Source organism: Phycisphaerales bacterium (genome assembly GCA_040221175.1).
Classification (GTDB): Bacteria; Planctomycetota; Phycisphaerae; order Phycisphaerales; family UBA1924; genus JAHCJI01.
The window spans coordinates 206,016-228,688 of record JAVJVK010000004.1; the positions used below are offsets into that span (position 1 = coordinate 206,016).

Annotated in this window: 22 protein-coding genes and 1 tRNA gene; 5 read left to right on the forward strand and 18 right to left on the reverse strand. The window is 67.1% G+C overall.

The genetic code is table 11. The features are described from left to right. Positions 1-46: 46 nt before the first annotated feature. From RIE32_03000 to RIE32_03025, 6 genes are all read right to left on the reverse strand, one after another. Positions 47-1,225 carry an FAD-dependent oxidoreductase gene (locus RIE32_03000; protein MEQ9095212.1) on the reverse strand — a complete coding sequence of 393 codons (1,179 nt, stop codon included), beginning with the start codon at positions 1,223-1,225 and terminating at the stop codon, positions 47-49. 25 nt (positions 1,226-1,250) lie between these two features. Continuing rightward, on the reverse strand, positions 1,251-1,448 hold the full coding sequence (locus RIE32_03005) for a hypothetical protein (GenBank protein ID MEQ9095213.1): 198 nt from the start codon (positions 1,446-1,448) through the stop codon (positions 1,251-1,253). Between the two features lie 213 nt (positions 1,449-1,661). Beyond that, complete coding sequence (rpmG, locus tag RIE32_03010; protein MEQ9095214.1) at positions 1,662-1,844, reverse strand: 50S ribosomal protein L33; 183 nt, start codon at positions 1,842-1,844, stop codon at positions 1,662-1,664. Between the two features lie 35 nt (positions 1,845-1,879). Continuing rightward, positions 1,880-3,082, reverse strand: a complete 1,203-nt coding sequence (gene tuf, locus RIE32_03015) for an elongation factor Tu (GenBank protein MEQ9095215.1) — start codon at positions 3,080-3,082, stop codon at positions 1,880-1,882. Positions 3,083-3,333: 251 nt separating this feature from the next. Continuing rightward, positions 3,334-3,405 (reverse strand) — tRNA-Thr (locus RIE32_03020). A gap of 79 nt (positions 3,406-3,484) precedes the next feature. Then, positions 3,485-5,389 carry an ABC transporter ATP-binding protein gene (locus RIE32_03025; GenBank protein MEQ9095216.1) on the reverse strand — a complete coding sequence of 635 codons (1,905 nt, stop codon included), beginning with the start codon at positions 5,387-5,389 and terminating at the stop codon, positions 3,485-3,487. Positions 5,390-5,638: 249 nt separating this feature from the next. Between RIE32_03025 and RIE32_03030 the strand changes: the two genes are divergently transcribed. The 3 genes from RIE32_03030 (at position 5,639) to RIE32_03040 (ending at position 10,532) form a co-directional block, all read left to right on the forward strand. Continuing rightward, a complete protein-coding gene (locus tag RIE32_03030) occupies positions 5,639-7,105 on the forward strand; it encodes a hypothetical protein (protein ID MEQ9095217.1) in 1,467 nt (488 codons plus the stop codon). 303 nt (positions 7,106-7,408) lie between these two features. Then, entirely contained in the window at positions 7,409-8,812 is a 1,404-nt protein-coding gene (locus tag RIE32_03035) for a GC-type dockerin domain-anchored protein (protein ID MEQ9095218.1), read from the forward strand. Between the two features lie 733 nt (positions 8,813-9,545). Continuing rightward, on the forward strand, positions 9,546-10,532 hold the full coding sequence (locus tag RIE32_03040; GenBank protein ID MEQ9095219.1) for a hypothetical protein: 987 nt from the start codon (positions 9,546-9,548) through the stop codon (positions 10,530-10,532). Positions 10,533-10,536: 4 nt separating this feature from the next. On the opposite strand, the gene RIE32_03045 is transcribed toward RIE32_03040, so the two are convergent. Continuing rightward, positions 10,537-12,282 carry a hypothetical protein gene (locus tag RIE32_03045; protein MEQ9095220.1) on the reverse strand — a complete coding sequence of 582 codons (1,746 nt, stop codon included), beginning with the start codon at positions 12,280-12,282 and terminating at the stop codon, positions 10,537-10,539. Between the two features lie 222 nt (positions 12,283-12,504). Continuing rightward, on the reverse strand, positions 12,505-13,479 hold the full coding sequence (locus RIE32_03050) for a hypothetical protein (protein ID MEQ9095221.1): 975 nt from the start codon (positions 13,477-13,479) through the stop codon (positions 12,505-12,507). Positions 13,480-13,630: 151 nt separating this feature from the next. Here RIE32_03050 and RIE32_03055 point away from each other — a divergent pair, with 151 nt between their 5' ends. Together RIE32_03055 and folE2 are read left to right on the forward strand one after the other, a co-directional pair. Continuing rightward, positions 13,631-14,482, forward strand: a complete 852-nt coding sequence (locus tag RIE32_03055; GenBank protein MEQ9095222.1) for a hypothetical protein — start codon at positions 13,631-13,633, stop codon at positions 14,480-14,482. A 75-nt stretch (positions 14,483-14,557) separates the two neighbouring features. Further along, entirely contained in the window at positions 14,558-15,358 is an 801-nt protein-coding gene (gene folE2, locus RIE32_03060) for a GTP cyclohydrolase FolE2 (GenBank protein MEQ9095223.1), read from the forward strand. Between the two features lie 81 nt (positions 15,359-15,439). On the opposite strand, the gene RIE32_03065 is transcribed toward folE2, so the two are convergent. From RIE32_03065 to rpsE, 10 genes are all read right to left on the reverse strand, one after another. Then, on the reverse strand, positions 15,440-15,823 hold the full coding sequence (locus RIE32_03065; protein ID MEQ9095224.1) for a hypothetical protein: 384 nt from the start codon (positions 15,821-15,823) through the stop codon (positions 15,440-15,442). 98 nt (positions 15,824-15,921) lie between these two features. After that, positions 15,922-16,626, reverse strand: coding sequence for a 50S ribosomal protein L17 (gene rplQ, locus RIE32_03070; protein ID MEQ9095225.1), 705 nt, complete (start codon positions 16,624-16,626; stop codon positions 15,922-15,924). A gap of 207 nt (positions 16,627-16,833) precedes the next feature. After that, complete coding sequence (locus RIE32_03075; protein ID MEQ9095226.1) at positions 16,834-17,844, reverse strand: DNA-directed RNA polymerase subunit alpha; 1,011 nt, start codon at positions 17,842-17,844, stop codon at positions 16,834-16,836. 192 nt (positions 17,845-18,036) lie between these two features. After that, the gene (gene rpsK, locus RIE32_03080; GenBank protein MEQ9095227.1) at positions 18,037-18,414 is read right to left on the reverse strand and encodes a 30S ribosomal protein S11; all 378 of its coding nucleotides are present in this window, start codon (positions 18,412-18,414) and stop codon (positions 18,037-18,039) included. Between the two features lie 85 nt (positions 18,415-18,499). Further along, positions 18,500-18,877 carry a 30S ribosomal protein S13 gene (rpsM, locus tag RIE32_03085; GenBank protein MEQ9095228.1) on the reverse strand — a complete coding sequence of 126 codons (378 nt, stop codon included), beginning with the start codon at positions 18,875-18,877 and terminating at the stop codon, positions 18,500-18,502. Between the two features lie 38 nt (positions 18,878-18,915). After that, positions 18,916-19,032: a type B 50S ribosomal protein L36 gene (gene ykgO / locus RIE32_03090; GenBank protein MEQ9095229.1), complete on the reverse strand. Its 117-nt coding sequence runs from the start codon at positions 19,030-19,032 to the stop codon at positions 18,916-18,918. 117 nt (positions 19,033-19,149) lie between these two features. Beyond that, positions 19,150-19,917 carry a methionyl aminopeptidase gene (locus RIE32_03095; GenBank protein ID MEQ9095230.1) on the reverse strand — a complete coding sequence of 256 codons (768 nt, stop codon included), beginning with the start codon at positions 19,915-19,917 and terminating at the stop codon, positions 19,150-19,152. Continuing rightward, positions 19,914-21,320, reverse strand: coding sequence for a preprotein translocase subunit SecY (secY, locus tag RIE32_03100; protein ID MEQ9095231.1), 1,407 nt, complete (start codon positions 21,318-21,320; stop codon positions 19,914-19,916). The genes RIE32_03095 and secY overlap by 4 nt, the downstream gene beginning before the upstream one ends. 90 nt (positions 21,321-21,410) lie before the next feature. After that, a complete protein-coding gene (gene rplO / locus RIE32_03105; GenBank protein ID MEQ9095232.1) occupies positions 21,411-21,992 on the reverse strand; it encodes a 50S ribosomal protein L15 in 582 nt (193 codons plus the stop codon). Between the two features lie 48 nt (positions 21,993-22,040). Further along, positions 22,041-22,652 carry a 30S ribosomal protein S5 gene (gene rpsE / locus RIE32_03110; protein MEQ9095233.1) on the reverse strand — a complete coding sequence of 204 codons (612 nt, stop codon included), beginning with the start codon at positions 22,650-22,652 and terminating at the stop codon, positions 22,041-22,043. Positions 22,653-22,673 lie beyond the last annotated feature (21 nt).

Here is a 22,673-nt window from a genome sequence, read left to right on the forward strand (position 1 = left end):
TCCGAAAAAGTGGCTCTGGTGCTCGAAAAACGCATCGGGCCCGGCCCTACGCGTTCCCCAATGCCCCCAGGCGGTCCAGCGCGAACGTGCTCGCCAGCGGATCCGCATCCGGGCCGTCCAGCATCGCCGACACCGCACCGGCCGCTGTCCGATAAGCCAGGGACATCCCATGCCCGGTAAACCCGCCACAGAACCAGACGGCCCCGTCGTCGCCAACTGGGCCCACCAGCGGCATGCCGTCGGGAGAGAAGCCCATGGTGCCCGCCCATCGTGCCGTGATCCGGATGGGCTTATCCAGCAGCATGCGCGCGAATGACTCGATGGCCTCCTGCACCTCCGGCGTCGCGCCGTCCTCCAGCGTGCGCTCGTGCTGCGCAAAACGATCGCGGCAGCCGCCGACCACGATGGTCCCGTCGGGCGTCTGACGAATGTACTCATGCCCACGATTGACGTAGTACGCGTAGTCCAGGCGCGCACCCTCGGCCGAGAGCGCCAGCATCTGGCCCCGGTTGGGCCGAACCGCAGCCGCCAATTGCGGTAGCAGTGAACCAACGTATGCGTTGGTGCACACCAGAACCCGGCGACAGCGGACATTCGTCGAGCCCGTTCGCACCATGCATGGTGCTCGATCTCCGGGCGATCGCTCGATGGTGTGGACTTCCTGGCCGGCCAGAACGGCCGCGCCGAGCTTCGACGCGAGGAGCGCAACGAGCTCCGAGGGATTGATCGTCGCGTCGCCCGGATTCACCAGACCGAGAAGCGGAAGTTCGCTTGCCCAGGCGCTGTCGCCGCCAGACTCGACCAGCAGCACCCCAAAGCCATCGTCCTGCAACAGCCTGGCGGACGCGACCAGATCATCGGCTTCGGCCTGTTCAAGCGCAAGCAGGCAACTTGGCGTGTGGCGATACGACGCGAAATCACCCGCGCCCTCGGATCTCAGCCCGCGAAGGTTCTCTTCGCTCCACCGCCAGATGTACTGGGCCGCCTCGGCGCCCAGGGTTTCACGCGCAACCTTGTAGCTCTCGGCCATGCCGCGCATCAGGAAGCCCGCATTCCGGGCGCTCGCGCCCGAGCCTGGCACATGCCGTTCAAGCACCACAACGGACAAGCCGCGGCGCATCAGATGCAGCGCCGCGGACAAGCCGCACACACCACCCCCGACGACCGCGACATCGGCGTCGATGAGTTGTGGCTTCGAAGATCGCTGCCAGTACGAAACGGTCATCTGGCGTCAGCCAGAGGCCGGCCGGTCAGGCGGAGGCCAGGCGGGTGGCGCGGAGGTTCCACAGGCTTCGGCCGGCGTACACGAGCAGGCCTGCGCCGAGCGCGACCGCCAGCAGGGTCGGCACGGAAAGCGAGAAGCCCGCGGCGTGGACGGCCACGCAGTCGGTGCAGAAGCCGGCATGGGCGTGCGAAGCGTGGCAACCGTGGGTCGAGCAAATGTGCATCGTGCGTCTCCGTATGGCGCCCCGGGCGTCATTGCTTCGGGGAGGATCGAGTGTACCGCGTCGAGAATCCAGTTTCAAGAACGGACGCCTCTCCAATCGGCAATCCGGAATTCGAAGTGGAGCAGAATCTTGGTCGTTGCGCTCAAAAACACACCGCGGCGAGCTTTCGGGCTCGCCGCGGCGCCTTGGTTCGCGGGAAGTAGCCGGAAGGGGCTACTTGCGCTTGATCTTGTGGAGGGTGTGCTTTCGCAGTCGGGGGCAATACTTGTTGATGCCCTCCTTCATGCCCTCGGGCAACCCACCACGGACGTTGACCGAGGTGCGGTAGTTGAGGTCGCCGGTCTCGCTGCACTGGAGCCAGACGTATTCGCGGGCAGCGCCCTTCTTCTTAGCCATGGGTCACGTCCTCTTGGGCACAAGCCGAAAGGTGCTTACTCGATGATCTCGGTGACGACGCCCGAACCGATGGTGCGGCCACCTTCGCGAACAGCGAAGCGGAGGCCGGCCTCCATGGCGACGGGCTTGCCCTCGAGGTCGACCTCGATCTCGACGTTGTCGCCGGGCATGCACATCTCGGCGCCGCCCAGCAGCTTCACCGATCCGGTCACGTCGGTAGTCCGCATGTAGAACTGCGGCTTGTAGCCCGAGAAGAACGGGGTGTGGCGGCCGCCCTCTTCCTTGGTCAGCACGTAAACCTCACCCTTGAACTTGCGGTGGGTGTTGATGCTGCCGGGCTTGACGATGACCTGGCCGCGCTGGATGTCGTTCTTCTCAACGCCGCGGAGCAGCAGGCCGCAGTTGTCGCCGGCCATGCCCTCTTCCATGGACTTGTTGAACATCTCGACGCCGGTGATGGTGGTCTTCAGCGGCTCAGCACGGAGGCCGACGACCTCGGCGGCATCGCCGACCTTGATCACGCCACGCTCGATGCGGCCGGTGGCCACGGTACCGCGGCCCTTGATGCTGAAGACGTCCTCGACCGCCATCAGGAAGGGCTTGTCGGCCTCACGGGGCGGCTCAGGGATGTAGCTGTCCAACGCGTCGAACAACTCGTCGACGCCCTTGTTGGCAGCGTCATCGGCGGGGTTCTCGACGGCGGCCTTCGCGGTGATGTGCACGATGGGCGTGTCGTCGCCGGGGAAGTCGTACTTGCTCAGCAGGTCGCGAACTTCCATCTCGACGAGCTCGAGCAACTCGGGATCGTCGACCAGGTCGACCTTGTTGAGCGCGACCACGATGTAGGGCACGCCCACCTGGCGGGCCAGCAGCACGTGCTCGCGGGTCTGGGGCATGGGACCATCGGCGGCCGACACCACCAGGATGGCGCCGTCCATCTGAGCGGCGCCGGTGATCATGTTCTTCACGTAGTCGGCGTGGCCCGGGCAGTCCACGTGGGCGTAGTGGCGGTTGTCGGTCTCGTACTCGACGTGCGACGAGTGGATCGTCACGGTCTTGGACGAGTCACGGACGGTACCGCCCTTGGTGATCTCGGCGTAGCTCTTGGCCTTGCCGCCGCGCTTGGTGGCCGAGCGAGCGGCCATGGCGGCCGTCAGGGTGCTCTTGCCGTGGTCGATGTGACCGATCGTGCCGACGTTCACGTGCGGCTTGGTCCGCTCGAAGACATCTTTTGCCATCGCCGTCTACCTCCAGCATTGCCTCGTCGTCGGCCGCCCCGCTGTAAGGGCGTCTGGCCGACCGGTTCCTCATGAATCACAGCCGGAATCCACACGGAACCGGCGATGTCTGCCTGTTGCTCGGCGGTCGTCCGAGCCCTCGAACCCGCCCAATTAGAAGCGGGCAGGATTATAGACTGTTCCAGACCCCGAATCGGGCCACGTCGCCCGCCACCCCGAGAGGCTCCCCGCTCGGGTCGGAAGGCTGCCAAAGCCGCTGGTGAGACTTGAACTCACGACCTCACCCTTACCAAGGGTGCGCTCTACCACTGAGCTACAGCGGCGCCAAGGGCTTCCCCCCGACGGGCGGGAAGATTGCTCACCCAACGGCGAGCCAACATCGTACGCCACGGCATATCGGCGTCAACCCGACGGGCCGTCGCTTTGCGTATCGGTCGTTTCGTCGCCGCCCAACAGCTGTGTTCGGGCCAGGTCCTGATAGAGCTCGCACCGGGCCATCAACTCCCCGTGCGTCCCCACGTCGACCACCTGCCCGGCCCGGAGCACCACGATCCGGTCCGCCCGCCGGACCGTGCTCAGCCGGTGGGCCACCACCACCGTCGTCCGCCCCTGGCTGAACTCGTCCATGGCCTCATTGATCCGGGCCTCCGAGCCCGCATCGATCATGCTGGTGGCCTCATCGAGGATCAGGATCGCTGGGTCCCGCAGGATGGCCCGGGCGATCGCCAGACGCTGCCGCTGACCGCCCGAGAGCGAGGTGCCTCGCTCGGCAATCTCGGCCCGGATGCCCCCGGGCATCTGCTCAACGAACTCGGTGGCCCGGGCCCGGTCGAGGGCCGAGCGCACCTCGTCATCGGTCGCCGTGGGCTTGCCGTAGGCGACGTTGTCTCGGACGGTGCCCTCGAAGAGCACCGTTTCCTGGCTCACCACGCCGACCTGCTTGCGAAGGGACCGCACCGAGACGCGCTTCAGATCGTGGCCGTCGACGAGCACCGAGCCCGATTCGGGGTCGTACATGCGATACAGCAGGCCCAGCAAGGTGGTCTTGCCCGAGCCGTTGGGCCCAACGATCGCGACGCGTTCACCGTGGTTGATGGTGAGGCTCACGCCATTGACCGCGGGCGAGCGCGCGCCGGGATATCGCACCGCCACGTCCTTGAGTTCGATGGTCTGGTTGTGGCGGGGCAGACGCTCGAGCCCAGGCTCGTGGCCCGGCTCTACGCTGGCGTGCAGCAGTTCCTCGAGACGCTCGGCTGCGCCCGCGGAAGTCTGCATGTCGTTGAGCAGGCCCGTCAGGGGCTTGAGCGCGGCACCACCCAGCGCCAGGCCCGCCAGCACCTTGATGAAGTCCGGCACTTCGAGCTTGCCCTCGGTGATGGCCCAGAAGGCGACCAGCACCAGCACCACCAGGATGAACACCGTCAGCACCTCGACGAAGGGCTTGGATAGCGCCCGGGCCGTGCGCGCCTTGAGCATCTGGTGGTACACCCGGCGGTTGGCCAGGCTGAATCGATGGGCCTCGCGCCGCTCGGCGGTGTATGCCTTGACCACCCGGAGGGCCTGGGCCGACTCGGTGGCGATCGACAGTAGTTCAGCCCGGTGCCCCATCGCCGCTTTGGACGCACGCTTGATGCGGCGGCCGAAGTAGCGGATAACGCCCCATACCGCCGGGGCGATGACCAGCGCCAGCAGCGAGAGCTTCCAGTTGATGATGAACGCGAACACGAGCGCGCCCAGGCCCTTGGTCACCTGCGTCACGGCCTTGCTCAGAAGCGCCTCGAACCCATAGGCGAGCTGATCGGCGTCAGTAATCAGGCGGCTGACCGCGTCCGAGCCATCCACCGGGCCGGGTGGGGTTGCGGCGCCGGGCTCTCCCACGCTCCGCTGAGCGGCCAACAGCGGCATGAACAACAGCGAGCGAAACGCCTTTCGGCGAACACGCATGACCGTCCTGTGGACCACCGTCAGCGCGAGGAACGAGTGCGTGAACTGGAACAACCCCGCGGCCACCGCCAGAACCGCGATCACCACCACCAGGAAGACGATGCTGGGCCAGGCGTTCTCGGGAAGTTGCTCGACGAACCATGTCGGAAACGCCCACCCGCCTGACTCGGCCGCATCCGAATTGTGGTCCAGAGCGATCTGCCGGAGGCCTTGCTGTTCCTCGAACAACCCGTCGATGATGGGCGAAGATGTCAACAAGCCGCCCGACAGACTGCCGCCCGACAGCACGGCACAGAGCAGGGCCAGGACGATGCGTCCCTTGAAGTCCAGCATGAGCTTGGCGAGGCGCCAGAAGGCGGGCATGGGCTGGGAGTATTGCCGAGGGCGGCCGTCGGAGCAACGCAAACGACCGACATAGCCTCGGCGACTGGCCATGGCAGGCCATCCCGGGTCCGCCAAGGCCTGCGATGGCCACGACTTGCAAGCCACCAATGCCACGGCCGGGTTGCGGCGAACGAATGCCCCGATGGCACACGATTTGAAGTATTTTCAGCCAGGGTTCGGTGCTCTTGGTAGACGAGCGCCCGAATCCCACCTCAGGAGGATCTTTCCATGCGACCCAACCAGAACCCGACAGCCAGCCGTAGCCGTGCAAACGTCGGAGGCGACTTCGACCTTCAGCCGCTCGAGCCTCGCGTACTGCTCAGCGGCGTTTCCGTGCTGCCCGAGGCATTGTTCATGCCCGAAGGATTCAGTTCGCCCACCGCCGTGCAAGTGGTCGAACTGGCCTACGCCGACGACAGCGGCAGCGCCGACTGGCAGCTCTGGGCCCACTACGAACGCGAGGGTGCCGGCGACGAGATCGTGTGTATCGCACAGGGCACCCTCGGCGCAGGCGACACCGACCGCGTGGCCGTCTGGGGCGATGGCGCCGCGCTGGTGCGGCCCGACGAGCCCTACAGCCTGGTGCTGCGCAGCAGCACCGACGACGTGACGGCCCTGCTGCGCCACAGCGACTTCGGGGCCCAGACGGCCCAGTACTTCAGCGATCGCAGCGACGACGACTTCACGCTCGCCGGGGTTCGTCGAGACGATGATTCATCGCGCGACTTCGTGGTCTTCTTCAACAGCAACGACGACGACGTGACCGTGCAACTCGAGCTGCGCGACGACTCGGGCAACACGTACCGTTATACCGCGCTGGTCGAGGCCCAGCGCCGCGGCGGCTGGAACATCCAGCAGTTGCCTGATCTGCCCGAGGGCGTGTACCAGGCCCGCGTCAGCAGCGATAGCACGATCGTGCTCGGGGGCACGCGATACGCACTGGAGCGCCAATCGGCCACCATCGAACTTCCCGCCCAGACAACCGCCCGCGCGGGCGTGATCCTGGACGCGGAGTTCGACACCGACGACGACGACCGCGACGACACGTTCCTCTTCATCGCCAACCCCGGCAGCACCGACGTCGAGGTCCGCTTCCGCGCCTTCGCGGGCGACGATGGCCCGCTCTTTGGCCCGACCACGTTCACCGTGAACGTATCGGCCGGCGGCTCGGAGCGCCTCTCGCTTCGGGGCGAGGGCTTCACCGACGACGACGACGACGTCACGCTCGCCTACGTGGCCGATGCGCCGGTGGCCATCAACGTCATCAGCGAGCGTCGCAGCCAGCTCGCCTTCTACCAGCCCGAGACGCGCGCCAGCGACGCGTGGTTCTTCGACCAGGGCCTGATCGAGGAGATCGACGACGACGAGATCGAGACCGAGGACGTGCTGCTGTTCAACCCCACGGGAAGCTCGGTGGACGTGACCATCACCTTCACCTTCTCCGATGGCACCCGCATCGTCGAGACCAAGAGCCTGGCGTCGCTGGAGGTCGAGGACGTCGACGGCGAGATCGAGTTCGACGAGGGCTTCAGCTTCCCCACCGAGGGGCTGGACTTCACCATCAGCATCACCAGCACCGGCCCCGTCGTGGCCATGCTCGAGCACTGGAACCCCCTGGGCCGGGCGCTGCAGAACACCGCCCTGGGCGTGCCCACGGGCACGGTCCTCGACCTGGTGGACATCGCGGTGTTCTGATCTCGAAGGCCAACGAGCTGATCAAAACGAGCTGATCCGGGAGATCGCCGAGCGCTCCACCGTGCCCATCGTGACCCACACCATGCGGCAGGCCATGCGCGTGAGCGACGACACCGCCTTGACACGGCCTTCATGGACCTGGGCCGCCTGGTCGAGTACGGCCCCACCAGCGGCATCTTCCGCCGGCCGATCCTGACCGAGACCGAGGAGTACGTGACGGGGCGGTTCGGCTGAGGCGGGTTTCTGCCACCCGTTGGTGTGATTTCTCTTGCGTTTGCCTCGTGACTCCGTCATACTCCTGGTATGGGAAGCTCCAAGCCCATCCTGCCTTCGCTTGCGTGCCTTCTGGCCTGCTCGGGTTCGACCCTCGCCCAGTGCGATGCCGAACGCCTGGTCCGCGCTCCGGAGGAAACCGGCTCGTTCGGACTCCAGGTGCACGTGGACGACCGCTGGCTGATCGTGGGCGACTGGACGGCCTACACCGCGTGCTCGACCCCCGACCCCTTCGCGTGCAGCGGGGGCGCGACGTTCGTGTACGAGCGGGAAGGCGACCAATGGGTATTTCTCCAGAAGATCGTGCCCGGCGACATCGCAGCGTTCGATCAGTTCGGCAGCTTCGCCATCGATGGCGATCGGATGCTCATCCCCACGCCGCGGAAGTTCTCCGACCCACGCCTGGGGCGCGTAGACGTGTACGACTACGTCGAGTCGGCCGGGCAATGGGTCGAGACCGATCGCTTCTACCCGCCCGACACGCCCGAGGCCGACGCGGCCTTCGCGGCGCCCATCGCCCTGGGCGGCAGCCTGGCCCTGGCGGTGCAGGGCGACCTGATCCATCGGTACGTCCAGGGCGCCGAGGGCTGGGAATATCGCGAGAGCTTTGGGGCTCCAGATGGACTGCCGTCGGATGCGAACTTCGGCCAGCAGGTCGAGATTGATGGGGATTGGGTGTTCGTCGCGGCACCGCTGGACAGCACGCACGACGATCGTCATGGATCGGTATACGTGTATCGGCGCAACGCTGATGATTCGCTGACGTTCACTCAGAAATTGCTGCCTCCCGGCGACTCGATATCACTGGCCTACTACGGACTGTGGATCGCATCCAGCGAAGGAGAGGTGGCCATTGCAGCTCCGGGCCAGTCTCGCACATTTTCTGGGCAAGGAGCCGTGTTTACGTATGAGCTTGTCGGCGGGCAGTGGACACTGAGTCAGGAGCTTGCATGCAGCGACAGCGCGACCAGCGGCGTATTTGGCGCGGGTTTGGCCTTCCACGCTGATACTTTGGTGGCCGGAACATGGCGGAATTGGGACTTTACAAGTTACGTCTTCCAGCGCGGCGGCAACGGCCAGTGGCGCGAGGTGGCGAAGCTGACACCCGACGACGCCACGCCCGAGGGCTGGTTCGCCGACGGCTTCGGGCAACGGGCCGCCACCGATGGCCGGCACGTGGTCTACGGCGTGCCCGGGGAGCGGACGACGCGGTCGCCGGTCATCCGCACGGGCGCGGTGTATGCGTTCGACCTCGACTGCGAGATCTGCGAAGCCGACCTCGACGCCGACGGCGCGCTCACCATCTTCGACTTCCTGATGTTCGCCAACCTCTTCGACGCTGGCGACCCCCAGGCCGACTTCGACGGCGACGGCGAGCTGACGATCTTCGACTTCCTGGCGTTCCAGACGGCGTTCGACGCGGGGTGCGCGTAGGCTGGGGGGGCGTCTGGGTATCGAGCCCCTGTCATGCCGCAAAGGAGCCCCACGCGGGGCTCGTTCTGTGCGCGGGCGTCCGCCGGGGCTCGCGTGGCCGGGGGCGCGTTCCTGGTGGCCCCCTGAACGGCTCGGGTCAAGCCCGGAAAGCCTCAGGCCAAGCCCGGAGAGCCTCAGGTCAAGCCCGGAAGGCCCCAGGCCAAGCCCGGAGAGGCTCAGATCAAGCCCGGAAAGCCCCAGGCCAAGCCCGGAGAGGCTCAGATCAAGCCCGGAAGGCCCCAGGCCAGGCCCGGAGCGTCCCAGATCAAGCCCGGAAAGCCTCCCTTCGAGGTCCTGCGCGCCGATGACCGTGCCCCGGGCCGGGGAGAAGCTGCCCCGGGGGGCGGGACACGTTCTTTTGACTGGGGGGCACGGGCCTTGCCGGGGGTTGCCCGGTGGCCCGTGCGCGGTGCACGGTCGCCCGGGGGCGATGCCCGGTCGCCGGCGGGGGGCGACCGGTGGCCGGGGGCGATCGCCCGGTGGCCGGCGGGCGAGGGCGAACCGGCCGGAGCCGGGGCGACAATCGGCCGATGGCCCGTTGGGACACCCGACGCGGGCCATGGGCCGGGCCGGGGGCCGGGCCGGGGGCGATGCCCTTCCTTTCGGCCACGGCATGGCGGAGGCTGGAGCAACTCTTGGCCCGCTGGGCGCCCGCACGGGCCGTTCCTGCCCCCGATGGCCGATAGCCTTGGGCATGCCCACCGCGAACCGCACTTCGATCGCCTTCGCCCTGGCCGGCCTGCTCGCCATGCCTGGGTTTTCCCTTGCCCAGGACGCCCCGGCCGGTGGCCAGCCAGCGGAGAACCCACCGGCCGGAGATGTTGCCCACCCCGGGCCCCCCGAGCTGCCCGAGGCCATCCGCGAGTTGCTCCTGGGGGTCAGCGAGCCTGGCGCGACCGGCATGGGGGTGCTCGCCGTCGAGGGGTCGGTCCTGCCCGAGCGCCCTGGGCTGCTGCGCCGCACGCCGTATGGCGAGTGGGCATTCGTGTTCATGGGGGAGGACGACCAGCCCAAGGCCATGGTCTTGCTGCCCTGCCGCCAGCTCGAACGCATGATCGAGTCGGTCGAGTCTGCCGCCGCGCCGGCCGTCCGGGTCACCGGGGCCCTCACGGCCTACGACAGGGTGAACTACCTCTTGCCGACGAACTATGCGATCATCACGGCTCCCACCGTTACGCCGGTGGATACGCCGGTGGACGAAGAACGCGACGACGATGGCCAGGGCGCCGATCCGATGAGCCGCATCGACCCCCGCTTGCGCGCGATCGCCGAGGAACTGGAGTCCGGCCGGCGCCGCGCGCGCTCGCTGGAAGCGCCGTCGGTCTCGCCCCCGGCCTTGCGCGAGTCGTCCGACGGCGACGGCGCCGACGAGCAGGAACTCATCGAGCGGGAAGGCCTCCAGGAAGGTGATCGGCTGCTTCGACGCCGAGCGAGACTCGAACGCCAGCGAGGGCTCTGGGTCCTCGCCTTCGACCAGGATGCCGATGCCCCGCGAGACGATGCGCCGCTTCTCGTGCTGCCGAACAGTTCCCTTCGCGCCATGGAGCGGGCGATCGAGCGATACGGCGATCAGGTCGCGTTCGAGGTCAGCGGCACGATCTACCGCTACGGCCGCCAGCCCTACGTACTCATCTCGATGCAGTTCGCCCAGCCGCTCGAAGGGCTCAAGCCCCGCGGCTAGCGCGTCATCCCGGTGGCGTCGACGGTGGCGGAGCTTCTTCCGGCGCCAACTCGGGCTCGGCTTGTGATTCGGCCGGCTCCGCCCTGCGCTCGGGCAGATTCAAGAGCGACCGGGCGCGAGCAAGGTCCCGGTCTCCGGCGGGACCATCGGCGAAGTCTTCCCGGCGAGGCGTGCCGAGAATCGCACGAATCGCCAATGGGTGACCCACGAGTGTTTGCGATGCGGCCAATCGCTCGGGCATCGGAAGCAATCGAGCCAACGCCACGGTAATTGGCAGAGACTCGGCCGACTGCGCATCCATCGGTACACGCATCTCCAGCATCGCAACGCGGCGGAGCGAGGGCGCCCAGGGCTTGTGGATTGCGACCGCGTCGGCCGCACGCTGGAGCAGCGACGGGTCGGCCTCGGCTGCCAGAAGCAGGTCGTTTACGTGCGTGGCATCGGGCAACAGGGCCTCCACCGTGGCACGTCGAATCTCTGGCCTTGGCGAGAACAAGAGCGAACGCAAGACGTCGCGATCGGTTCGATCGCCAAGGCGAGCGAGTACGTGTACGCCCGCGGGCGTCAGGGCCGATGCGTTCTGCGGGTCGATCTGCGCCAGCACCCGCTCCCGCTGCTCCACCGATGGCTCGAATCCGGCTTCCAACAGGCTCGCGACGGCGCGGATGGCCGCGACACGCGTCGGCTCGCCATGCTCGAGCCATCGGAGCACGGCATCGATCGCCGTTGCATCGGGCGACCGTCGGTAAGCGCGAAGCATCACGGCCGCAACGTCTGGGTTCGCTTCCCGTCGCAATGCGACGCTTAAACGAGCGGCGGAGCCTTCGGGCACGATGCGATCGACCAGGACGGCTGCCGCCTGGCGGATGTCGGCTTCGGGATCATCGAGCAATCGAACGACAGCCGCGGATACCTCCGGCACGGGTGCAACGCCGCGCTCCAGGTCCCGCAGCAACAAGTCGGTCGCCGCCAGCCGGATGGCCGCTTCGGAATCGGCCAGCATGCGAGCCAGCGCGGCGGGGCGGTCGGCCGCCGGCAACGCGGCGTACAGGCGGCGGGACGAATCAACCAGGGCGCGAAGCAGGTCTCGCTCACGCTGATCGAGTCGTTCGGCGCGGGTCCGCAGGCCATCGACCAGCATGGATCGCCAGGCAATGGGCGGCAGGTGTCGATGCCGCGCAAGCCACTGACGCCAGGCCTCGGGAGACTGCCCGAGGTCTGCCCGTCCGGACAGGCTCACCAACGCATCGACGATCTCAGAGCGTTCGTCTACGGGCGAAGACTCGAGCCAGCCGACGAGCACTTCCGCGGCCGCCGGATCGCTCGATCTGGAGAGCAACGTGACGCACACAAACCTTGCGTCGGATGACATGTCCGCGGGCGCCGTCACGCGGGCGCCGTTCTGACCATCCACGGGCCGACTTGCACGCACGATGGCCGACGCGAGTGCCTCGGCGGCTTCGGGCGAGGACGCGGCTTCATCGAGCAGCCTCAGCGACGCTGCCGGTTCTTCGGCAAGCCATGCCTGGGGCAACGAGAGGCTGGCGTCGGCCGCGAACCGTTGGAGCACCTCTCGGGCTGCTTGCCGGCGGGCGTCTGGTTCCGCCGCCGAGGCGAGCAGTGCCGCGGGGTCGAAGGCCTGGGCGGGCGCGTCGTCGGACAGCGGCGGATCGACCGGCGAGGCGGTCGTCTCGGCTTGGGAAGATCCCATCGCCGCCCCAGCAAGCAAAGCGACCAGCACGGTTGGCAACACCCCCCGCATCCTCAACGGGCGTCGTCGAATTTCCTTGCCATCCCACGGTTGCATCATGGCAGCATATGCCCGTTGCGAATCAACTCCCTCTTTCGGGCCACCAGCGACGGGCCCAACACTCGATTCATGCGAGAATTCGCCCCGGGGAGCGCAGGCGACTTCGCCGCGGAAGAATGGTTCTCGTACGCCGTCGCCCGCCGCCGGGATCGCCCTCATGGATCAGGCGGACTGATCTTCGTTCCCAGCTTCCTCGCGGCGAATCGTGGCCCTCGCCTCGATCGCACGGTGGATGGCTTCGGCCTGGGGCGCCGCGTCCCAGCAACTGGCCCGATCTTCCCGATCCACCACTTCTCGCAACGTAAGCACCGTTTGCGTCAGTGCCGACCAGAGCACCGCAAGGGCGACGAACACCCCCACCGTGCTGGGCAGCCAGACCAATCGGGGCGCGGGATCGAAGCCGGCGGTCGCGGCCGCCGTGGCGAGCCCCACCAGGAAGATCGCAGCAAGGGTGGCGATGCCCGCCGCGAACAGGCTCAGCCCCAACAGGGCCAGAGACAAGCCGGGCCGGGCAATGAGGTGCGCCGCCGCTCGCTGGATGGCGTCGGGGGCATCGGCGTCGTTCGTTGCGATGGCCGGAATGGCAAGGAGCAGCATCAACGTGGCGAGCACGACGGCCAGGAGACCAACCAGGACCACGAGCGCGCCAAGCGTGGCTCCGAACCCGCCGCCGATCCACCCCCCCAGGGTCGAGCCGAGCCATGCGCCGAGCATGGCGCCCAGCAGCGCCGCGACGTACGTCGATACGCAAAGGCCGGCGCTGGCAAGCATCGTCGGCAGCGCGCCCCAGACCTCGGCCCGGGTGGGCCGGGCGGCGATGGTGCGAGCGGCAATCGTGCCGCACACGCAGGCGACCAGCACGATCCAGAGCAACCGGACCCACGCCCAGACGACGGCGCCGACGCCGGCATCACCCAGCCAGGGCAGCAGGTCGGTCAGGCCAAGCGGCAGCGCCCACGAGACGGCCAACGCCGCCACCGCCGCCAGCGCGAGCGTGAGCGGGTGCAGGGCGAGTCCACCGGCACGACAGACGAACGCGGTCGACTCGGCCAGTTCCGTCCAGGATCCCGGCTCGGCGATCGACCACGGATGGGCCGAGCGGTCGCTCTGGTCGAATTCGGGCGGTCTGGTCGGCATCGTGGGTGGTCTCCCCCTTTTTCCGCTGGATGCTCCGATCCTTGGCCTCCAGAGGGTCGAAGTGGCCGACGGAGCGGCAACAATCAAACATCGGATCGGGTTCTCCCCTCTCGCCGTTCGTCTGGCGAGGGCCGAGCCCGCCGGAGTACGCATGGTCGACGCAACGATTCGCTGGACTCTTTACATCGTCTCGTTGGTCGTCGTCGGGCCCGTTGCGGGCATGCTGATGCGGCTGACCAACGCGCCCGATGGCTCGGCCGGAACGCCCTTGGCGTCCTCCAGCCCGGTCGTCGGCGCCGTCTGCCTGATCCTCGGCGCGGTCCTGGCGGCTGCCATCGGCGGCTTTGCCGCGTGGCGCTGCGGGCTTCGGCCCGGGCTGACCTGCGCGGGCATCGTGGTGGCGTGGATGGCCGGAATGTCGGCGAGCACCCAGTCTGCCATTTCCGCCTTCGGCGAGGGCCCCTGGGGCCTGCTCGTCGTCGAGGGCGTGGTGGTGGCCGCGTGCCTGGTGGGCATCGGCGTGGTCATCACGCTGGCGGCCCAGCGGCACGTGCCGGTTCCGGGCGAGCACATCACGGCCCAGTCCGCCGAAGCGATGGAAGCCGAGAAGACGCTGACGTTCTCTGGCCGCTCGGCGGGCGCGATGGCCATCGCCGCGGCCGGCGGCGCGGCGGCCGCATGGTTCCTGGCGGTAACCGACCTCAAGGGGCAGGTCATCGCCGCCGCGGCCCTGGCCGCCATCGTCATCGCCGTGCTCGCCAAGCTCGTGGACCTGAAGACCCCCGCGGTGGGCGCCATCGGCGCGGCGGCCCTGCTGGCCGTCGTGGCGCCCGCCTACGCCTACGCCACCGTCGCCGCCGACACCGCCCTGGCGGCCGCCTACGCCCAGGCCCTGCCGGGCATCGTCCGCATCACGCCCCTCGATTGGGCCGCGGGCGCCCTGCTCGGCACGCCGCTGGGCCTGGCCTGGGCCGCGTCCATCGTCAAGCGAGCCGAGCACTGATCGTCTACGGAGGGCCGGGTCCTGCCGGCCCATTTGCAAGGCATATTCGTGTGCCGTGAGAGGTTGATATTGAGCATGACCCAGAAGCCCGCCGACGCCGCCATGCCCGACATGCAGTCGAGCGCCGACCCGCGTGAGATCGCCATCGACCGCGTGGGCGTCCGCGAGGTCGTGTATCCCATCCGCCTGCGCACGCGGGCGGGCGGCGAGCAGGGCTCGATCGCCAACATCTCCATGTACGTGGCCCTGCCCCACACCCAGAAGGGCACGCACATGAGCCGCTTCATCGAGGTGCTCGAGGCCCACGCCTGCGAGCCCATCACGCCCGAAGAGTTCCCCGGCATCGCGCGAGCGATTCGCGACCGCCTGAACGCCAAGGAGGCCCACATCGAGGCCGGCTTCGTCTACTTCGTCAAGAAGAAGGCGCCCGTCACCGGCATCGAGAGCCTGATGGACTACAAGGTGACGTTCGCCTGCACCGCCAACGGCGACGACGACTTCGTCATGACCGTCGCCGCGCCCGCGACGAGCCTCTGCCCGTGCAGCAAGGAGATTTCCGAGTACGGCGCCCACAACCAGCGCTGCGAGATCACCGCCAGTGTCCGGTTTACGGGCGAGATGTGGATCGAGGACCTCGTCGAGATCTGCGAGGGTGCGAGTTCATTGGAGGTCTTCGCCCTGCTCAAGCGGCCCGACGAGAAGTACGTGACCGAGCACGCCTACGACAATCCCAAGTTCGTCGAGGACATCATCCGCGACCTGGCCATCGCGCTGGACAAGGACGACCGCGTGCGCTGGTACGCCATCAGCAGCGAGAACTTCGAGAGCATCCACAGCCACAACGCGTATGCGGAGCTGGAGCGCGACAAGCGCTGAGATACTCTCGGATTCGAAGAACTTCCTTTCCCTGCTCAACTCGACCGAGTTAGACGTCTCGCTCAATAATGCGTCACATTGTTAGCGGCGCTGTGGATTGCTATCGAACTTGGACGCTTTGATCGAAGCGCGGTAGTGCTCGAATTCGCGATCGTTCATGAGATCGACGAATTCGACAACGCCATAACGATCGGTGTGCACGACAACCCTCGGTTCCAGATACACCAGCATGAACCCGTCCGTCCGCCACGGAGGCATCTGCTCACCCGGTCGTCGAGATCGCGCAATGTCGCCTGACTGCTCGAGCAACTGGTCAGGCGGCCCGAAGCTGCGGAACAACTCTGAGAGCGGGGCGCCCTCCAGATTCTTTACGGTGCGAATCGGCCATGCTCCGCTTCGGCTCGTGCATCCCAGAAGCCCTTCAAGAAGCACAAGCCACGGAAGCATCAGGACGAATCTGCGCATCGCCCAAAGACTATGCGTTGACAGGATGTCTCGAGCTACCAACAAAAACCCACGTCTCACGACGTGGGCTCGTCTTCGTCCAGCGAAACTGACTTCTCTTAGGACTCCGAAGACTCGCCCGACTCTTCCGCCTTGGCCTCGGGCTCGGCCGTCGCCGTCGCGGCTTCGGCCTTCTTCTCGCCGGCCTTCTCGCCGCCACGGTCCTTGCGAAGCTTCGCGTTGTACGCGCTGCGCTTGTCGGCCTGGCGGCGGCGGCGGCTGGGGTTGCCGCCGATCTCCGGGCCCTCCTCGGCGCCGACGAACTGGATCACGCACATCTCGGTGGCGTCGCCCAGCCGGTGGTAGCCGATGCGGACGATGCGGGTGTAGCCGCCCTGGCGGTCCTCGAAGCGCGGGGCGACGTTCTCGAAGATGTGCCGAACGAGCCTGGGGGCCTTGCGCAGCTCGCCGTAGCGGTTGCGCTCGACCTGGTCGCCGCTTGGGATATCGAAGAACTTCTCGGTGCGCTCGCGCTGGTCGGCGATGCGCTGCCTGAAGGCCTCGTCGGCGCCCTTGGGCACGTACATCCAGTCGAAGGCCTTGCGGTCTCGCCCGAGCATGGCGATGACCTGCCGGCGGCTGTGCAGGTCGCCCTTCTTGGCCTTGGTGATGATCTTCTCGACCAGCGGCTGGAGGGCCTTGGCCTTGGGCACGCTCGTGACGATCTGGCCGTGCTCGAAGAGGGAGGCGGCCATGTTGCGCAGCATCGCCTCGCGGTGCGAGCGGGTGCGGCCGAGCTTGAAGCCTGCTTTGCGGTGACGCATGACGGGAGTCCTTCAAAGAGCCGCAAGGGGCTCGAGAGCCAATTGGCCCGCCGGGGGCGATCTCCGCCGCCGGCCGGGTCGAGATTCTAGGCCGCCTGTCTGCCAGCAAACAGCCCGGTGGAGCCGCGATAACGCGGCCAGAGAGCCCGGAAACGCCGGATCCGAGAGAGCGAGTGTGCGGCCGGAGGCCGCTACGGAGCGCTCGAATTAGAGCTGCACCACCTCGGGCGCGTAGCCCTCGGGCAGGTCCATGCCCAGCTCCAGGCCCATCTCGGACAGCTTCTTCTTGACCTCACGCAGGCTCGTGCGGCCGAAGCTGCGGAGCTTGAGCAGCTCGCTCTCGGTCTGCATGATGACCTGGCCGACGGTGTAGAGCTTGGCGCTCTCCAGGCAGTTGCTGGCCCGGACGGAGAGCTCCAACTCGCTGATGGGCAGGTTGAGCTTGCGGATGAGCCCCTCGTCGACGCCGGCGGCCGCGGCGGCCTCCTCGCTGACGCGCTCCTGGCCCAGCTCGAAGTACTGGACGAAGGGGTTCAGGTGCTTGCGGAGGATCTTGCCGGCCTCGACCAGCGACATCTCGGGCGTGATCGTGCCGTCGGTCCAGATGTCCATCGACAGCTTGTCGTAGTTGGTGCGCTGGCCCACGCGGGTGTCCTCGACGTGGTAGCGCACGCGGTGCACGGGGCTGAAGATCGAGTCGACGGCGATCAGGCCGATGTCCTGCTCGTCGCGGCGGCTCAGGTGCTCGGCGGCGGGAACGTAGCCGCGGCCCTTGGCCACGTGCAGCTCCATCTCGAAGTCGACCTCGCTGGTGAGCGTGCAGAGCACCAGGTCCTTGTTGACGATGGTGACGTTGGTGTCGGCCTCGATCAGGTCGGCGGTGACCTCGCCGGGGCCCTGGGCGGCCAGGTGCATGACGCGGGGCTCGTCGCCCTCGAGCTTCAGGACGAGATTCTTGATGTTCAGCACGATGTCGGTGACATCCTCGAGCACGCCGGGCAGCGTCTCGAACTCGTGGCTGGCGCCCTTGATCTTGACGGCCGTGACGGCGGCGCCCTCGATCGAGCTGAGCAGGATGCGCCGCAGGCTGTTGCCGATGGTCGTGCCGAAGCCGCGCTCGAAGGGCTCGACGGTGAAGCGACCAAAGGTCGTGTTGTTGAACTTGGGATCGGACACCACATGGGTGGGCAATTCGAGACCACGCCAGCGAACACGCATGGGCATACCTCTTTCTGCTCGAGCGAGCACGGGTCGGTGGTTGGCGGATCAGGCCTGCGCCCAGCGGCTCTCGGATCCGCCCGCCGCCACCGACCCGGGTGGCGGGCGTTCCTGCTGTCCGCGGACGCTTCGTTTCAGACAAGCCGGTCCGGGGCTTTCGGGCCACGGGCCGGGACGTTCAAATGGATCGAATCAGACGCGGCGCTTCTTCGGCGGGCGGCAGCCGTTGTGGGGCACCGGGGTGTGGTCCTCGATGGCCGTCACGCGGATGCCGGTGGAGACCACGCCGTTGACGGCGGCCTCGCGGCCACCGCCGGTGCCGCGGATGCGGACTTCGGCCTCGCTCATGCCCATCTTGCGGACCTTCTGGCCCACGCTCTCGCCCGCGCGGGTGGCGGCGAAGGGCGTGGCCTTGCGGGCGCCCTTGAAGCCGATGGTTCCGGCCGAATCCCAGGCGAGCGTCTCGCCGTTGGTATCGGTGATGGTGATCATCGTGTTGTTGCTGGTTGCCTTGACGTGGATGATGCCACGGACGACGTTCTTGCGGACCTTCTTGGTCTTCTTGGCCATATGCGATTCGCTCCAATCGCTTCCACTTTGGGTTCCCGGCTAGCCGGGCTGGAAGCTGGCGATGAGTGTGATGCCCGACAGGGCCTTAGCCCTTGACGCCCTTCTTGCCGGCCACGGTCTTCTTGCGGCCCTTGCGGGTGCGGGCGTTGCAGCGGGTGCGCTGGCCGTGCACGGGCAGGCCCCGGCGGTGACGCTCGCCGCGATAGGCGCGGGTGTCCTTGAGCCGCTGGATGTTCTGGCCCACCTGGCGGCGCAGGGCGCCCTCGACCAGGTAGTTGTTGTCGATGATCGCACCGATCTGGGCGACTTCCTGCTCGGTCAGGTCGTTCGCGCGGCGGTTGGGGTCGATCTGCGCCTCGGTCAGGATGTCCGCTGCGTACTTCGGCCCGATGCCATGCACGTACTGCAGGGCGTAGTAGATCTTCTTGCGGTCTGGGATGTCAATACCTGCGATACGCGGCACGCGTGCACTCCCTGGCCCCGGGCCAGTTCAGAGGTTTCTCAGCCCTGGCGCTGCTTGAAGCGGGGGTTCTTCTTGTTGATGATGTAGACCCGGCCGCGACGGCGCACGATCTGGCAGTCCTTCGACCGCCGCTTGACACTTGCTTTCACCTTCATCGGGCACCTCGCACTGACAATGGCCTACCGACAGGGCAGACAACGATACCATCACGCACCCAGGCACGGCCCGGTGCGAAGAGGATTGTACCCGGCTGCCCCGCTGGAGTCATCAATTCAGGCCCCGCCGAGCACACGGATTCCGTCGTTTTCGACGGCAATCATGGCTTCCCTTGCGGCCGAGGGGGCGCCGTCGGCCGTCCGGATAGCCCAACCATCCTCCGAATCGATGGTATTCCCGTCGCCCGTGGTGACCGCCGGCTCCAGCGTGAAAACCATGCCCGGGCGAAGAACCACCGGCGGGTCCCCGGGCTCGGGCACCAGGGGTAGGACGGGAAGTTCGTGGGGGGCGAAGCCGATGCCGTGGCCGGCCAAGCCGCAGACCAGCCGAACGCCGTTGGTCCTGGCGGACTCAGCCATCGCCCGAGTGACCTCCGTCCACGCTGCGCCGGGCCGAATTTCAGCCAAGCCAACATCCCATACCGCGTCGAGGGCGTCGAGCAGCGGATGCCCCCCACCGCCGACGACGATCGTCTCGGCAACGTCGGCGTGCCAGCCGTCCAGGGACAGCATGAGGTCGATGGTGACGACCTGGCCCCGACGAAGCGGCTCATTGTCCGGGCGGCCGTGGGTAACCACGTCGTCGACACTTATCGAGCAGGCGAAGCCGAACCCGTCGATGTCCGCCATTGCCGACTTCGCACCCGCGGCGTCGATTCGTTCCAGGCACAGGGCCTCGAGTTCGAGCGCGTACACGCCGGATCGAGCTCGTGAGATCAAGTCGTCGAGCACGCCTCGCGCACGAAACGCCGCGCCCGAGAGCGCGGCGAAATCAGATTGCGTGTACAGCTGTGGTCCCCGGAGCCTGGAACCTGTCCTGATCACCTCGGCCCGCGGAGCTTGGGCCCCTTGCCGGTGCCGTCCTGGCCGCCGAGGAAGCCTGCGTAGTTCCGCATGAGCAGATTGGCCTCGATTCGCTGGACGAAGTCGAGGATTACCGCAACCACGATGAGCAGGCCCGTGCCGCCAAGGAACTGGGTGACGTGGAAAGGCACGCCCATGGCAACGCTCACCAGCATCGGCAGCACCGCGATGACCGCCAGGAACGCGCCGCCGACGTATGTCAGCCGCTCCATGACTGCCTCGAGATACTCGGCCGTTCGCGGACCGGGACGCAGGCCCGGGATGAATGAGCCGTGATCGCGCATCTGCTTGCTGATCTCTTCAGGGTTGAACTGGATGGTGATCCAGAAGTAGCTGAAGAAGTACACCATGATGACGTGCAGCATGATGTAGGGGAACTGGCCGTAGTTGAGCGCATCGCCGAACCAGTTCGATAGCGTGAACAGGATGCCGCCGCTCTGCTGGGTGGCCTCCGAGATGCCGCTGAAGATGACCGATGGGAAGATCATCAGCGAGCTGGCAAAGATGATGGGCATCACGCCGCCGTGGTTCACGCGCAGGGGCAGGTAGCTGCGCTGACCGCCGTAGGTGCGGCGGCCGCGGGTGTGCTTGGCCTGCTGGATGGGGATGCGACGCTGGGCGACGGTCATGAGCACCGAGCCGGCGACGACGCCCACGAAGCCGCCGACCAGCAGGATGATGCCGATCCAGTTCAGGCCATCGGGGGCTTGCGGGTCGAAGTTGCTGTACACCCAGCCCACGGCCATGGGCATGCCGGCCAGGATGCTGGCCATGATGATCATGCTCATGCCGTTGCCGATACCGTGGCGGTCGATCTGCTCGCCCAGCCACATGAGGAACACCGTGCCGGCGGTAAGGACCGAGACGCCCATGACCCACCACAGCGGGCTCTGGCGCCACTGGCCGTAGACGATCATCTCGCCGCCCGGGCCGGCCTGCTGGCTGATGTAGTAGAGCCAACCGATGGCCTGCACGATGCACAGGCCGACGGTCGCGTAGCGCGTCCACTCCTGGATCTTCTGCTGGCCGGTCGGGCCCTCTTCCTTGAGCGCCTTCAGGCTTGGCAGCACCGAGCCGAGGAGCTGGAAGATGATGGCCGCGGAGATGTAGGGCATGATGCCCAGCCCGAAGATGGTCGACTGTGAAAGCGACCCGCCACTGAACACCGACATGAAGCTCATGGCGCGGCCGAGGGCCCCGCCGGCCTCCTGCTGGAGCTCGGCCGACAGCGAGAGTGCTTCCTGGTTGACGCCCGGCAGGGGGATCCACATGCCGATTCGATAGACCGCCAGCATGCCCAGGGTGAAGAGCACCTTGGTGCGCAGCTCGGCGATGCGGAACACGTTGAGCAGGGCCTGGATCATCGATCCTCCGCCGGCTCTGGCGCCGGCACTCGGCGGCCGGCCCCATCCGAAGCCAGCCGCGCGGCCGGCCAGAGGGGTCGGCCCGAGGCGTTACTTCTTGGCCTTGGCCGCCTGGCGACGCTCGAGATTCGGGCGACGCAGTTTCTTGGTCAGGTTCTTGGGGGTCTTGTCATCGCTGTTGCGATCCACTCCGCGGACACGATCACGACGCGTGCCGCTTTCGGTCACGGCTCCGCCGGCATCCTCGATGATCTTGCGGGCCGAGCCACTGACGCGGCTGACGTTCACGGTCAGCTTGGTTTTCAGGCCACCCTCGGGCACGTTGCCCAGGATCTTGACGTCGCGGCTGGTGTCGCGGATCAGGCCGGCATCGATCAGCGACTTGGCGTTGATCTCGCCGCCGTTCTTGAAGTTCTCGTGCTCGACGATGTCCTTGATGTTGACGATCCAGAACAGCGTCTTGAACTTGACGTTCGTGAAGCCGAACTTGGGCATCGTGCGGAACATCGGCATCTGACCACCCTCGAACTGGTGGAGGGTCGAATGGCCCTTGCGGCTGCCGGCGCCCTTCTGGCCCCGGCCGGCGCGCTTGCCGCCGCTGCCCTGTCCGCGGCCGACGCGCTTGCGCTGCTTGTAGCGACCCGCTTGGGACGTGATCTCGTGGATCATCATGGCTTCAAAACTCCTGGCCCGCCCGAGGCGTTGGCCCGTCGAGATCAATCAATTATCGTTGGCCTTGTCGGCATCGTCGGAAGAGTCGCTGGTGTCGGCCGCCTCGGTGCTGACGCCGATGCCAGCCCCCGTCAGGGCGCGTGCACGCTCGATGCGCTGCTCGATTACCGAGTCGCCCAGGTCGACGCCGCGGCGCTCGGCCACGTCCTCGATGAGCCGAAGCTTCGCGAGTCCATCGATCACGGCCTTGACGACGTTGAGCTTGTTGCCCGAGCCCAGGCTCTTGGTGATGCAGTCGCTGTAGCCGGCCATCTCGAGCACGGCGCGGACGGTAGCGCCTGCGACAATACCCGTACCGGGCGTGGCGGGGATCAGGCGGATCTTCGAAGCCGAGAAGCTCGTCTCGATCTCGTGGGGCACGGTGGTGCCCAGCCGCTTGACGCTCACCATGCTGCGGCGGGCCTTGCGCTGGGCCTTCTCGATCGCCACGGGCACTTCCGTGCTCTTGGCGTAGCCGTAGCCCACCTTGCCCTGGCGATCGCCCACGACCACGAGCGCTCCAAAGCTGAAGCGGCGGCCACCCTTCACCGTTGCGGCGGTGCGGTAGATGTTGACCGTGGTCGATTCGATCTGCCCGGCTTCGTCGATCATCTCAGGCATTGAGCGCCCTCGTTTCCATAT

Bases quoted from the DNA above. Each gene is read 5' to 3' on its own strand.
- RIE32_03000 (MEQ9095212.1), bottom strand. From the start codon at position 1,225: ATGACCGTTTCGTACTGGCAGCGATCTTCGAAGCCACAACTCATCGAC.
- RIE32_03005 (MEQ9095213.1), bottom strand. From the start codon at position 1,448: ATGCACATTTGCTCGACCCACGGTTGCCACGCTTCGCACGCCCATGCC.
- rpmG (MEQ9095214.1), bottom strand. From the start codon at position 1,844: ATGGCTAAGAAGAAGGGCGCTGCCCGCGAATACGTCTGGCTCCAGTGC.
- tuf (MEQ9095215.1), bottom strand. From the start codon at position 3,082: ATGGCAAAAGATGTCTTCGAGCGGACCAAGCCGCACGTGAACGTCGGC.
- RIE32_03025 (MEQ9095216.1), bottom strand. From the start codon at position 5,389: ATGCCCGCCTTCTGGCGCCTCGCCAAGCTCATGCTGGACTTCAAGGGA.
- RIE32_03030 (MEQ9095217.1), top strand. From the start codon at position 5,639: ATGCGACCCAACCAGAACCCGACAGCCAGCCGTAGCCGTGCAAACGTC.
- RIE32_03035 (MEQ9095218.1), top strand. From the start codon at position 7,409: ATGGGAAGCTCCAAGCCCATCCTGCCTTCGCTTGCGTGCCTTCTGGCC.
- RIE32_03040 (MEQ9095219.1), top strand. From the start codon at position 9,546: ATGCCCACCGCGAACCGCACTTCGATCGCCTTCGCCCTGGCCGGCCTG.
- RIE32_03050 (MEQ9095221.1), bottom strand. From the start codon at position 13,479: ATGCCGACCAGACCGCCCGAATTCGACCAGAGCGACCGCTCGGCCCAT.
- RIE32_03055 (MEQ9095222.1), top strand. From the start codon at position 13,631: ATGGTCGACGCAACGATTCGCTGGACTCTTTACATCGTCTCGTTGGTC.
- folE2 (MEQ9095223.1), top strand. From the start codon at position 14,558: ATGACCCAGAAGCCCGCCGACGCCGCCATGCCCGACATGCAGTCGAGC.
- RIE32_03065 (MEQ9095224.1), bottom strand. From the start codon at position 15,823: ATGCGCAGATTCGTCCTGATGCTTCCGTGGCTTGTGCTTCTTGAAGGG.
- rplQ (MEQ9095225.1), bottom strand. From the start codon at position 16,626: ATGCGTCACCGCAAAGCAGGCTTCAAGCTCGGCCGCACCCGCTCGCAC.
- RIE32_03075 (MEQ9095226.1), bottom strand. From the start codon at position 17,844: ATGCGTGTTCGCTGGCGTGGTCTCGAATTGCCCACCCATGTGGTGTCC.
- rpsK (MEQ9095227.1), bottom strand. From the start codon at position 18,414: ATGGCCAAGAAGACCAAGAAGGTCCGCAAGAACGTCGTCCGTGGCATC.
- ykgO (MEQ9095229.1), bottom strand. From the start codon at position 19,032: ATGAAGGTGAAAGCAAGTGTCAAGCGGCGGTCGAAGGACTGCCAGATC.
- secY (MEQ9095231.1), bottom strand. From the start codon at position 21,320: ATGATCCAGGCCCTGCTCAACGTGTTCCGCATCGCCGAGCTGCGCACC.
- rplO (MEQ9095232.1), bottom strand. From the start codon at position 21,992: ATGATGATCCACGAGATCACGTCCCAAGCGGGTCGCTACAAGCAGCGC.
- rpsE (MEQ9095233.1), bottom strand. From the start codon at position 22,652: ATGCCTGAGATGATCGACGAAGCCGGGCAGATCGAATCGACCACGGTC.